The organism is Empedobacter sp. UBA5036 (assembly GCF_002415215.1).
Classification (GTDB): Bacteria; Bacteroidota; Bacteroidia; order Flavobacteriales; family Weeksellaceae; genus Empedobacter; species Empedobacter falsenii_B.
On sequence record NZ_DICC01000014.1, the window covers coordinates 1 to 13,093 of the forward strand.

Consider the following 13,093-nt stretch of genomic DNA (forward strand, 5'->3'; position numbering starts at 1 on the left):
GAAATGAAATATTCTTTTGATTTATTAGATCCTACAAAACTTATTCCAGAAGAATTGGTTCCTGTAAAAATTATTGGAACTATGACATTGTACAAAAATCCAGATAATTTTTTTGCAGAAACTGAACAAGTAGCTTTTGATCCAGGAAGAATTATACCTGGAATAGATTTATCAGATGATCCATTGTTACAAGGTAGAGTATTTTCATATATGGATACTCAAAATTATAGATTGGGAGGAGCAAATTTTCACGAAATACCAATTAATAGGTCTATCAATCAAAAAAACAATAATCAGAAAGATGGTACAAGCAGAATGGATATACTAAAAGGAGAAGTAAGTTATTTTCCAAATAGTAAAGCTTCGGGATGTCCTTATCATGCTATGTTGAAAGGTGAAGAGGGCTTTCAATCACATCAACAAGAGGTAGAAGGTAAAAAAGTAAGAGGAAGATCTGATTCTTTTGCTGATCATTTTTCTCAAGCTACTTTATTTTTTAATTCACAATCTGAATCAGAGAAACAACATATTATAAATGCTTTTAGTTTTGAGTTAAGCAAGGTAACCGACCCAAAAATTAGGGAGCGACAAGTGGCTATTCTTTTTCAAATTGATAAAACACTTGCACAAAAAGTTGGAGATAATCTTGGTATTATCCCTCCAAAAAAGTTGGATGAGCTGACATTAAGTTTTGCAAGGCAAAATCATCCCAATTATCCTCTGAAGCCTAAAAAACAAGAAATAAATTCATCTGATGCACTGAGTATGAAAGTAAAAGAAGGTGAAGGGAATATTAAAACCAGAAAAGTAGCCTTTTTAGTAGATAATGGTGTTTCTAAAAAAAGTGTAGATCAATTAAAAAAAGCATTGGAAAAAGAGGGAGCTCAAGCGGTATTAATTTCATCTAAAGTTGGAGAGCTAACTTATGAAGAAGGAAGTAAAGAAAAGATTTCCCATAGTTATCTTACAGATCCATCTGTTTGTTATGATGCAGTGTTTACACCATCAGGCAAATCAATAGAATCTTTAAAATTGAATCCAGATTATTATGAATTTATCAATGATTCTTACAGACATTGTAAAATATTAGCATTTGCAAAAGGAGCAGGTTCGTTAATGGATAATTCATTTGTTAAACTTGATAGAGGAGTGATTTTAGAAGATGAAAATGAGAATTGGATTGCGGATTTTATTCAAGTAATGAAATTACATCGTATTTGGGACCGTGAAGAAGAAAGGAAGGTTCCTTCATAATAAAATGTTTAACGTGATATAAATATAAAATTTAGACGAATGATATTACAACTTAGTCCTACAATACTTGTTGATACCCCTATTGGTAGAGGTCGTACTATTTTTATAATTGATTATGGTATGCATCAAAATTCGTGTTGGGTTGTAACGATGGAAAAAAATGGCATTGTAAAACATTTTGATAGCAATGACATTATAGTTTGTACAAATTTTACTTTTCATATCAATGAGGAGAAAAATTGTTTTAATCACAATTCAGATATAAAAAAATAAAATTATGGGAAATGCACAGTCACCGACAGAAAATTTGAGCGGAAATAAAGCCATTGAAAAGATAAAAACTATTGCTGAAACTGCCTGAACTTGCTTTTTTACCACCAATATTGGCGGTAATACTACAAGTAGACCAATGGCTCTTCAAGAAGTAGATGAGGTTGGTAACCTCTGGTTTTTGAGTGATGTTCGTTCACTGAAAAATGATGAAATTGAAGCCAATCCTAATGTAGAACTGTATTTTATGAATAATTCTAAATACGAATACATCTTTATTAAAGGAAAAGCCAGTGTTTCAAAAGATAAAACTTTAATTGATAAATATTGGACCAATTTTGCAAATGCTTGGTTTGATGGAAAAGACGATCCTAATATCAGTCTAATAAAAGTTTCGCCAAACGATGGGTATTATTACGAAACCAAAGACAATAAGTTTATTGCCATGTCGAAAATGCTTTTTGCCGCCGTTACAGGAAGTACAATTGAAGACGGAGGAATTGAAGGAGAACTGAAACTATAAAGAATAAATTATTGTCTTCTACAATGTTAATTAATTAAAGAAAAATGCAGAAACAAACTATTTATGGCATTGCATTTGAAATATTATTTTTATTAACGCAATTTATTAATATTTAAAAATCACACATTATGGGAATTCTAACATGGATAATTTTCGGCCTTATAGTCGGAGCAATAGCAAAAGCAATACACCCTGGTAACGATCCAGGTGGTTGGATAGTAACAATAATTATTGGGATTATTGGAGCTGTTGTCGGTGGGTGGCTTGGATCGATGCTTTTAGGTGTCGATGTAAGCGGATTTAATATTTCTAGTTTTTTAGTTGCAATTGCTGGAGCAGTTTTATGTCTAGCAGTGTATAGAATGATTTCGAAAAAATAGACTGTCTAATTAACGATTAAAATACTGTAAAGTCTCAGAGCGCTGAGACTTTTTGTTTAATATTACTATTTATAATTATGAAAAATACAGTCATTGATTTAATTACTAAAACAGCGGTAATTACTGGCGCTTCTAGTGGTGTTGGCTTAGCTACAGCACACTTATTTGCTCAAAATGGATATCAATTGGTTTTGGCAGCACGAGGTGTAGAAGGTTTAGAAAAGGCGGTTTCAGAATGCAATGCTTTCGGTGGAAAAGCGGTTTATAAATCAACTGACGTTTCTAATGCAAATGAAGTAAAAGATTTAGTTGAATTTGCTCTGAAAGAATTTGGACGCATAGATATATGGGTAAATAATGCAGGGGTAATGTCTAGTGGGAAATTTGGAGAAATTCCAATGGAAGTTAATGAACAGGTTATAAAAACCAATCTCATGGGATATATGCATGGAGCTTATTATGTTTTACCAGTTTTTAAAGAACAAAATCAAGGAATACTCATCAACAATGTATCAATAGGAGGGTTTATGCCTGCGCCTTTTAGCTCAGTATATTCTGCTACAAAAACAGGAATAAAAGGGTTGATGAGTGGATTACAAAGCGAATACAGTGTCTATCCAGCTATACATATTTGTAATATTTATCCTCAAATTCAGAGATCAACAGGAAATATGCATTCAGCAAAATATTCTGGATTAGATTTTAAAATACCTCCTTTCGCTGCAGATCCTAATGATACGGCAAAAGTAATATACAATCTAACAATTAAACCTAAAAATGATACGTTTCCAGATGCAAGTTCATACTTAATAAAATTTATTCATGGTATATTCCCACAAACATTTACCAATTTAGCAACTGCAGTAATGAGACTAATGATGAAATTTAGTAATGGTAATGATAACGAAGGCAATATTTTATATGCATCTTCAGATCCGCATCAGATTTATGGAGAAACGAGTATTCCTGTTCCTTCAAAATCTACTCAAAGAATAGTCTCTTTAGGTATATTAATAGGTTTAGGATTGTATACAACCACAAGGATTAGAAGAAAATACAAATAGGATTATAAAACACTTTATAGCAACAAATTATTAACTAAAATATATTCATATGAAACCAGAACATTTAAATTCAGATTCAATTCAAAGCTTATTGAATGAATTATATAATCGAGCTTTTGAAAAAGGTTACGAGAAAGGAAAAAAAGAGTTCTCTGAAAATTGTGAGACAGATCCTCGTGAAGGTGTTATTATAAGTGAAGGAGGTGATATAGAGAAAACTGCTGAAATACAGATGTCCAATCAAGAAAAATTAGAGGTAGTAGAATATATAAAAAACAAATTGTTTGATATATTAAATGATTAGAATGAAACATTTTAATCAAAATATTTCAATTCAATTCCATCAAAAGAAGCAAAAACCATTGAAGGAAAACTATCTAAATGAAAACTATTTCCTTTGTTGTCTATGCCAATAGCTCCTGCATATCCATTAAACTCTTTAAGTTCTTCAAAACTTTTAGTAAATGCAGCTTCAATGCTCATACCATCCGAGACTCTTGTTACAATTTTAGCAGCCATTGCGCCACTTACAATATCTTCACCAACGCCAGTCATACTAACACCGCAAGATTGATTGGCGTAATTTCCAGCAACAGTAGCAGAATCTGAAACACGCCCTGGTATTTCAAAACCTTTTCCTCCAGTTGATGTAGCCACAGCAATATTATTATCGCCATCTAAACAAACACATCCAACTGTACTTGTTTTCGAAGAAATTATTTTTTCTTCGAATTCTTTTTTACGTTGTTCAGTTTCAGGATTAAAATACTCGAATCCATGTTTACGTGCAAATTCTATTGCTCCGCTACCAGCCAAAATACGATCATCGTAAGTCATTAGTTTTTCTGCAACTAAAATTGGATGTTCAACATTTTCTATATTAATAACACCAGACATTTTAAGAGTATTCCCATTCATTAAAGCGGCACTTAATCTTATTTTTCCATCCGATTGAATTTGAGAACCTAAACCTGCATTAAATAAAGGGTCGTCTTCTAATAAACTTACTGTATATACAACAGTTTCAACTGCTGTATGTGTTGTTAAATAGTCGTACCCTTTTTGAACTATTTTAATTAAAGCATTTTGTTTTTGAAATTTAGTTTCAGGATCGGTTAATGATTCTGAAAAAAAACCACCGTGAATAATTAGTTTCATTTTATTGATTATTATATTGAGAATCTTTGATTATTATTTTATTTTGATCAAAATGAAAAACATCATTTCGTGTCATCACATGAGAAATAATATGGCTTATTGAAATTGGATATCCAATTTCGATTTGAGAAAGACTAGTATCTAAAATTTCTCGACCATCAACCAAAATAACTGAACTAGAGCCTATTGCTGTCATTTTATTGTTGTTGTCGCTTATAATTAGCCCAGTATCTTCACTTAAACCAATTCCAATCTTCATGGGATTTCCTGTAACAGCCTGAAAAAGGCGTCCAATTCTTCCTCTTTGAATAAAATGAGTGTCAACGATAATAGAATCTATTAATCCAAGACCACTGTTCATCTCAACAGATCCTTTTAGTAATGCATCAGAACTTGCTCCTTGATAGATCATGCTAGATGAAGCGGCGGCTGCTCCTGCTGAAGTACCTGCATAAATAAACTCTTCATGATAATATTTTTGCAACAGTTTTTGTTGAAAAGGTGTACCTCCAATAGTTGAGGTTAACCTAAGTTGATCTCCTCCACTAAATAATACAACATCAGCTTCATCTAATCGTTTTAACGATTCTGGTGAAAGCGCATCTAAACGTGTATTTATATCCAAATGTTCAACATTGTGTGCATCCAAAAGACTGAAAGCTTTGATATAGGCTTCAGCAGCAGTTTTAGGAGATTGAGAAGCGGTGGTTATAATTTCAATTCTAGAATTTTCTTTGTGTTTTGCTTCCTCAAGAATCTTTTTTAGAATACCATTTTGATAAAAGAAATCATTGATAATTTCCTCACGTGGTAAATGCGTTGGTAAGGAATCAGCAGTATTTATTCCACCTCCAACAATTATTAATTTTCCTTTAATACTCATCATTATTGATTTTATAACTTCAATTTAATTAATATTAACTGGACAAGAGGAGAATAAACCTTAAAATAATGGTAAAATAGTGTTAATAAGGGAAAAAGGTCTAGTTCTTGTAATCATTTACTAAATTTTTTAACACTTACCACATATGAAAATAGAAAATATATCGATTTTAAAAGGACCAAATTTTTGGAGTATCAAGAGAGAAAAACTAATTCAAATGCGATTGAATTTAGGTCGCTTAGAACAATTTCCAACGAACAAAATTGATGGATTTGCAGAACGTATACAATCATGGTTACCTACAATGTTTTCGCATCGTTGTTCTGAAGGGGTAGCTGGTGGTTTTTTTACTCGTGTAAAAGAAGGAACTTGGATGGGGCATGTAATTGAGCATATCGCATTAGAAATACAAACCCTAGCGGGTATGAATACAGGCTTTGGCAGAACTCGCGAAACAAATACGCCAGGTACTTATAATGTTGTATTTGCTTATCAAGATGAGCAGGTAGGGATATATGCAGCAAAAGCAGCTGTTAGAATTGCAGAAGCATTAATATCTAATTCGTCTTATTCCATTTTAGATGATATTAAAAATATGACTAAAATATGGAATTCAAATAAACTCGGTCCTTCTACACAAAGTATAATTAATGAAGCAGAAAACCGAAAAATACCATGGACACGATTAAATAATCATTCTTATATCCAATTGGGATATGGTAAAAATCAAGCTAGATTAGAGGCGACAATTACAGATAAAACCAACTATCTGGCTGTTGAGATTGCATGTGATAAATTTCGAACCAAACAATTATTAAAGGATGCATTTATTCCTATCGCTGATGGTGGTATAGGCGAAAATGAAGAAGATTTAAAAAAAATAATAGATGAAATAGGCTATCCAATTGTTATTAAACCATATAATTGTAATCACGGAAGAGGAGTAACCACCAATATAAATGAATATGAAACTGCTGAAAAAGCATTCCAGAATGCACGAGAATTTAGTCAAAAAATAATCGTAGAAAAATTTGTAAAAGGTTATGATTTTAGAATATTGGTCATCAATAAAAAAGTAGTTGCTGCGGCCAAACGAATACCTGCTCATATAATTGGAGATGGAAAACTTACGATAAAAGAATTAATTCAAATTGAAAATGAAAACCCTAAAAGAGGAGAAGGTCATGAACAAGTTTTAACAAAAATTAGCATTGACCATCATACCATTTCATTATTAAAATCAAAAAACTACGATCTACAATCTATACCCAAACGTGCTGAAATAATTTATTTAAAAGCAACAGCAAATCTAAGTACAGGAGGAACATCTATTGATACAACTGAAGACCTTCATCCTGATAATATTATCATAGCAGAGAAAATTGCTAAAGTCATCAATTTGGATATATGTGGTATTGATATCATAGCATCCAATTTATCCGAATCTTTGTATACATCTGGTGGAGTGGTTATAGAAGTAAATGCAGCTCCAGGATTTAGAATGCATATAGAACCAACAAAAGGAATTTCGCGCAATGTTGCTTCTCCCGTTTTAGATATGCTATTCCCTTTTCAAAAATTACCAACTATTCCAATATTAGCAATTACAGGTACCAATGGTAAAACAACCACCACTCGTTTAATTGCACATATATTTAAAAACACTGGAAAAAATGTAGGTTATACAACATCTGACGGTATTTATATCAACAATCAGCTAATGGAGAAAGGGGATACAACAGGTCCTATTAGTGCAAAAAAAATATTGAATGATCCAACAATAGATATTGCTGTTTTAGAAACAGCAAGAGGTGGAATTTTGAGAGAAGGTCTTGGATTTAGTGCTTGCGATATTGGTATAATAACCAATATTACAGAAGATCATTTGGGATTAAAAGATATCGATTCTTTAGAGCAATTAGCCAGAGTAAAATCTGTTGTTGTTGAAAGTGTGAAAAAAGACGGTTGGGCAATTTTAAATATTGAAGATTATTATTCAATGGAAATTTCAAAGAAATTAGCATGTCAAATAGCATATTTTTCATTGGATGAAAAAAGTAAAGAAGTTCAAAAACTTATAAAAAAAGGAAATATAGTCGCATTGTATACACAAGAAAATATTGTAATACAGACTAAAAAAGAACGAATAGTTGTTGCGAATATTTACGATATACCGTTAACAATGGATGGAAAAGCTATTTTCATGATTCAAAATGTTCTAGCTGCTGTATTAGCAGCATATATATCAGGTTTGCATGTTCCCCAGATTACGAAAGCGTTGAATACTTTTTTCCCAAGTCCAGATTTAACACCTGGTAGAATGAATATTTTTCAGTTCAAAGAATTTAAAATATTAATCGATTTCGCACATAACCCTGCAGGATACACAGCTATAAAAGATTATTTGTCTAAAGTGGAAGCAAATAAAAAAATTGGAATTATTTCAGGTGTAGGGGATAGAAGAGACGAAGACATACAAAAGTGTGGAAAAATAGCAGCTGAGATGTTTGATTATATTATTATTCGACAAGAGCGACACTTAAGAGGTCGAACAGAGAAAGAAATTATACAGTTGCTTGTAAAAGGTATTCATGAAGTTCAAGAGAATTTTCCTTATGAAATAATTCCGAACGAAATTGAAGCGATAGAACATACAATAAACAAAGCAGAAAAAGGTGATTTTATAGTCGCACTTAGCGATGCTGTTTCCAATGCTATAGAAGTAGTGCAATTTCATATGAACAAAAATTCCTAAACAATTTAAATTATAAAAAGTAAATGTTTAATTAAAATCAAAATTTATGAGAAATCTAATTTCAATTATTGCTGTAGTATTACTTATTTTGTGGGCTATAGGTTATTTCGGATTCGGCCAAGCAGTAGGTCAATTTATACACATATTACTTGTACTTGCTATCATAGCTTTATTGTACAGATTAATTACAGGCCGAAAACCTTAGTATTAAAAATAATCTGAAAGAATATATCAAAATTCTTTCAGATTATTTTTTAAATATATAACCCTATTTTGTTATTCGATCAAAACCAAAAGTTTTTAAACGATCATCAATTTTATTAAGAATAATATTTTTTAAAACCTGAGCTGCAACCATAGAAAATGTAATTCCATTCCCTCCATAGCCTAAAGCAAATAGAGTACGATCTCCTTTTTTCCATGCTCCCATATAAGGTAAACCATCATCAGTCGAACTAAATGTTCCGCACCAAGCCATCTCAGTTTTAAATTCAATAGTAGGATATAGATTTTTGAATTTTCGTTCTAAAATTTTGACCTTAGTACGAAGTAGTTCATCTCTTTTTTCAGGATTTTGAAAATCTTCATCTTCACCACCAACTATCAAACGGTTATCTTTTGTAGTTCTCATGTATAGATAAGGTTCTGCAGTTTCCCAAATTAAACTACGGTTTGGCCAAATCATTTTTTCATCAATTGGAACGGAACAAATAGCATAGGTAGATAACAAATTCATCACTTTTTTAGGAAGGAATTGCCCTGCTTCAAATCCAGTTGCAACAATTACATATTTACACGAAACAGTATGGCCATGCTGTGTGATGAGTTTGCAACCTTTTTTAGTTTCTTGTATTTTTTCAACTTTTGTATGCGTGTAAATTTTTAGATTGTGTTTTTGTTGATGATATTTCAGTAAATTAATCGCTCCTTTATATGCATCCATTTGAGCTGAGGTATCATTTTGTAATGCAGCAATTCCATCTATGTTTTGATATTCTTTTAATTGTTGTGCATGCAAATATTTTACAGGTAAGCCAACTTCTGTTCTTATTTCAAACTCTTTATCTAATAACTCAACACCAGCTTTATTACTTGCCAATAAGACGGTTGGAACTCTTGTAAAATCAGCATCAATATTTGTTTTCTTAAAAATAGTTTCAATATCTGTAATTGATTGTAAACAATTAAAATAAGCGTCGATAGCAATTTTTTTGGGAACTTTATGAATTAATTTACATAAAGGCGTATCAATTTCATATTGTAATTGTGCTGTACTTGCGGCAGAACTTCCAGTAGAAATAGTTCGTTTATCAATTAATGCACATTCTATTCCTGCTTCGCATAATTCATGAGCTACTAATGCACCTGTAATGCCAGAACCGATTATAGCAACATCAATTTTAAAATCATTTCGAAGTGGATTGTATAAGTCAAAAAATTCATTTTTAACAATCCAATAAGGTAATCCAGAATGTAAATCCATATTTATTGCGTTAAGTGGTTTAGATAAACTATACCCTAAAAATCAAGCCAAAAATAGTAAATCTCTTTTGCTGTGTGAAATAATTTTGAAAATGTTAAACATTTAAAAATGTGATAATTGGCTTGATGCTTGTGATGAATTAGAAGTTAATCTAAGTTAGATTATAAAATCACTTAAAAATAAAATTATGGCTAAATTAAAACGAAAAAATTATAAACTGAATTATATCGATTATGGTGATAAAATTGCTCAACCCGTTATTTTGATTCATGGTTGGCCGCTTAGTTTACAATCGTGGGAATATCAAATTCCAAAAATTGTCGAAGCTGGTTTTCGTTGTATAGCTTATGACCGAAAAGGTTTTGGAAAATCGTGTGCAACATGGGATCGTTATGATTATGATGCATTGGCAGAAGATCTACACGTGTTGATTGATGATTTGCAGTTGAAAAATGTAGTGTTAGTAGGTTTTTCGATGGGTGGAGGAGAAGTAGTTCGCTATATTGCGAATTACGGAAACAAAAATATTTCAAAAATTGCTTTAATTAGTTCAATTATTCCTCTAGTAAAACAAACTGATGATAATGAGTATGGCGTTCCGCAAAAGGATTTAGATCACATTATTCATCAACTTGAAACAAGTCGTTTGGAATTTTTAGAAGGTTTTCATAAAGGCTTTTACAATCATGGTTTGTTAAAAAAATCTGTAAGCAAAGAACAATTAGATTTTGATTTCTCTGTTTCTTCTCATGCTTCACCTATTGCAACTCTAAAAGCTGCACGCTCTTGGATGGATACAGATTTTAGAACTGAATGTAAAATGATTGATGTGCCAACATTAATTATTCATGGAAAAGATGATCAAACTGTACCAATAAAAACAGCAGGAGATCAAGCTTCAAAATTGATTACGAATTCGACTTATATTGTTTATGAAGATGCTCCGCATGGCTTGAATATTACTCATAAAGAGCAGTTGAATATGGATTTGGTAGAATTTCTGTTGAATATAGAACACCAAAAAGATTAGAATATGAAAAATTCGAGTAAAAAGATAATCTCCGGAATAGCAATTGCTGGTTTAGGAGGAGTTTGTTATGCGTGGTTAAATTTTAGAAAAGTAAAAATACCATCTTATGTAACAGTTGTTGAAAATTTTGATGCACAACAATATATGGGAAAATGGTATGAAATAGCACGTTTCGACTTTAAGTTTGAAAAGAATTTGAATCAAGTTACAGCAACTTATTTTCTGAATAAAAAAGGAGTGATTGAAGTCCATAATCGTGGATTTGATGACAAAGAGAATAAATGGAAAGAAGCACATGGAAAAGCAACTTTTAATGGAGAAGAAGGAAAAGGTGCGCTGAAAGTTTCATTTTTTGGACCATTTTATTCAGGATATAATATTGTAATGATGGATCCGATTTATGAAACAGCTTTAGTTTTTGGAGAAAGTCATGATTATATGTGGATTTTATCTCGAAAGAAAACAATCTCAGAAGAGGTAAAACAGAAGTATATCAACTATGCAGAAGAAAAAGGTTATGATATTTCCCAATTAACGTGGACAAAGCAAGATTGATGTGTGATTAATTTCCTAATTAAAAACCCAATGATTTTTTAGTAAATTCAGTGGGTTTTTAATTCTTTAGTTTTTATTATACAAAAAATAAATTACTCAGTTAGAGGATTAATATTATCTGCAACAGGAAATTCCTGTCCTGTTTGACCAATAGTCTTATTAAAATCAAATTTTGCAGCATCAGACATATTAGCACCACCAGCTAATTTAGCTTTATCTAGCAAGTCTAAAGCTAATTTTTCTTCTTCACGTTGTTCCATTACTAACCATTGTAAAAAATTCCAAGTAGCCCAATCTTCCTCATCCATACACATTTTTACAATTTTGTAAATAGATTCTGTGTTTTCAATTTCTTGTTTCAAAACTGCTTCAAAACATTGTAAAACATTTTTTGGTTCAGGACCAGGTTTTTGTATGGCTTCAATTTTTACACTACCACCTCGTTCTTGTATATATTCTATAATTTTTGCCATATGAACACGTTCCTCTTGCGAATGTTTCATCATAAAACTTTTAATACCATCTAATCGGTTATCATCTGCCCAACAAGCAAGCATCAAGTAAATTTGAGCAGAAAAAGCTTCAAGTGTAATTTGTTTATTTAAAGCATTTTGTAAATTTTTTGAAATTCTAGTTGTATTCATTTTTGTGATTATTTAGTTATGATATTTTAGATTGGAATTTTCAGACCAAACTATTAATTTAAATGTTAATACTTTCTAAAATATTGATATTTAGAGTAGATTTAAATTGAATTAAGATGAAATCGCAAAACCAGAAAATGAAAAAGGTTCTCAATTTTTCAATTGAGAACCTTTTTCTATATAATATAATTTTTAATAAGTTTTATTTGCCAATGCAGAAGGTGATAATCTCACTGTTTATAATGTTTAGTAGTGTATCAGATGTGTATGTAACTCGTAAAAGCTCACAAACAATATTTTAACTATAAAATATCTTTACTCAATAGTGGACTATATCTCTACTATTGTGTATTTTTAAGCTCTTTAAAATTTAAAATCAATTCATTTGACACCCTTGTGTATCAGATGTGATGGTGGATAATTTTAACATATTTTATCATTAACAAAATATGACAAAATCAACTTTTAACTTAGATTATCAAATAAAAATATTTTCTAATTGTTCTGATAAATTAATAAAATATATTAAAACGAGGAATGGAAACCAACGTTTTAAATGTAAAAATTGTCAGAAAAAAGGGTGAAATGTATAGTTACAACGCTTACCTTACTACCATAAATCATATTGTTCAGCTAACAAAAGAAGGTTTGGGTATAAGAAGTACAGCTTGATATTTAAATATCTCAACAACCACACTACTTAAACGAATTATGAAAATCGCTTCAAAAATAGTTCCATCCAAAATAACTGAAGTGTAAGTTTTTAAAACAAATGAGACATTTGATTTATCTACAAACTTTTAAAAATAAAATAAACTTTCAAATATTTTAAAGATATGGTAGTCAATGGCGGTATTTGGCTGTCTAATCGATACAGAAAGTACAAAAGTCTTTATTGATCAATAGTGTAGGGGATTGTGGTGTAGTTTTGGTGTACCAAAATTTATTATAAGTTTAACATTTTATAGTAAAATATCCATACTTATTTTATAAATATATTTAGATTTACTAATTAAATAATAATATGAAATATATAACTTTAATTTTTATACTTTTCATAACTGTAGTAGGTGTGTAAGCTTCCCCAAAATTAG

General features: G+C 30.8%; 13 protein-coding genes and 1 pseudogene. 10 read left to right on the plus strand and 4 right to left on the minus strand.

Translation table 11 applies throughout. From position 1 onward, the window contains the following. The 6 genes and pseudogenes from B4J88_RS01420 to B4J88_RS01445 all read left to right on the plus strand — a co-directional run. The coding region (locus B4J88_RS01420; protein ID WP_291066000.1) for a catalase at positions 1–1,254 on the plus strand (1,254 nt) is incomplete at its 5' end. 39 nt (positions 1,255–1,293) lie between these two features. After that, a complete protein-coding gene (locus B4J88_RS01425; protein ID WP_221856903.1) occupies positions 1,294–1,527 on the plus strand; it encodes a hypothetical protein in 234 nt (77 codons plus the stop codon). 100 nt (positions 1,528–1,627) lie between these two features. Beyond that, positions 1,628–2,047, plus strand: a pseudogene (locus B4J88_RS01430) (pyridoxamine 5'-phosphate oxidase family protein); the annotation flags it as partial. Positions 2,048–2,175: 128 nt separating this feature from the next. Beyond that, positions 2,176–2,427 (plus strand): GlsB/YeaQ/YmgE family stress response membrane protein, encoded by a 252-nt coding sequence (locus tag B4J88_RS01435; RefSeq protein WP_291066002.1) that lies wholly within the window; start codon positions 2,176–2,178, stop codon positions 2,425–2,427. 77 nt (positions 2,428–2,504) lie between these two features. Continuing rightward, entirely contained in the window at positions 2,505–3,491 is a 987-nt protein-coding gene (locus tag B4J88_RS01440) for an SDR family NAD(P)-dependent oxidoreductase (protein WP_038330336.1), read from the plus strand. 49 nt (positions 3,492–3,540) lie between these two features. Next, complete coding sequence (locus tag B4J88_RS01445; RefSeq protein WP_038330338.1) at positions 3,541–3,795, plus strand: hypothetical protein; 255 nt, start codon at positions 3,541–3,543, stop codon at positions 3,793–3,795. A gap of 11 nt (positions 3,796–3,806) precedes the next feature. Here B4J88_RS01445 and B4J88_RS01450 read toward each other — a convergent pair whose 3' ends face one another. Next, positions 3,807–4,649 (minus strand): isoaspartyl peptidase/L-asparaginase, encoded by an 843-nt coding sequence (locus tag B4J88_RS01450; protein ID WP_038330340.1) that lies wholly within the window; start codon positions 4,647–4,649, stop codon positions 3,807–3,809. Position 4,650: 1 nt separating this feature from the next. Next, positions 4,651–5,532, minus strand: coding sequence for a cyanophycinase (locus tag B4J88_RS01455; RefSeq protein WP_038330695.1), 882 nt, complete (start codon positions 5,530–5,532; stop codon positions 4,651–4,653). A 145-nt stretch (positions 5,533–5,677) separates the two neighbouring features. On the opposite strand from B4J88_RS01455, the gene cphA reads away from it, so the two are divergent. Together cphA and B4J88_RS01465 are read left to right on the plus strand one after the other, a co-directional pair. After that, entirely contained in the window at positions 5,678–8,287 is a 2,610-nt protein-coding gene (cphA, locus tag B4J88_RS01460) for a cyanophycin synthetase (protein ID WP_038330341.1), read from the plus strand. Between the two features lie 46 nt (positions 8,288–8,333). Then, positions 8,334–8,492: a lmo0937 family membrane protein gene (locus tag B4J88_RS01465; protein ID WP_115000514.1), complete on the plus strand. Its 159-nt coding sequence runs from the start codon at positions 8,334–8,336 to the stop codon at positions 8,490–8,492. Positions 8,493–8,555: 63 nt separating this feature from the next. On the opposite strand, the gene B4J88_RS01470 is transcribed toward B4J88_RS01465, so the two are convergent. Further along, positions 8,556–9,770 (minus strand): NAD(P)/FAD-dependent oxidoreductase, encoded by a 1,215-nt coding sequence (locus B4J88_RS01470; RefSeq protein ID WP_038330343.1) that lies wholly within the window; start codon positions 9,768–9,770, stop codon positions 8,556–8,558. Positions 9,771–9,957: 187 nt separating this feature from the next. Between B4J88_RS01470 and B4J88_RS01475 the strand changes: the two genes are divergently transcribed. Together B4J88_RS01475 and B4J88_RS01480 are read left to right on the plus strand one after the other, a co-directional pair. Next, positions 9,958–10,800, plus strand: coding sequence for an alpha/beta fold hydrolase (locus B4J88_RS01475; RefSeq protein ID WP_038330345.1), 843 nt, complete (start codon positions 9,958–9,960; stop codon positions 10,798–10,800). A gap of 3 nt (positions 10,801–10,803) precedes the next feature. Then, positions 10,804–11,355 (plus strand): lipocalin family protein, encoded by a 552-nt coding sequence (locus tag B4J88_RS01480; protein ID WP_038330347.1) that lies wholly within the window; start codon positions 10,804–10,806, stop codon positions 11,353–11,355. Positions 11,356–11,447: 92 nt separating this feature from the next. Here B4J88_RS01480 and B4J88_RS01485 read toward each other — a convergent pair whose 3' ends face one another. After that, positions 11,448–11,999, minus strand: coding sequence for a ferritin (locus B4J88_RS01485; RefSeq protein WP_038330349.1), 552 nt, complete (start codon positions 11,997–11,999; stop codon positions 11,448–11,450). Positions 12,000–13,093: the final 1,094 nt, after the last annotated feature.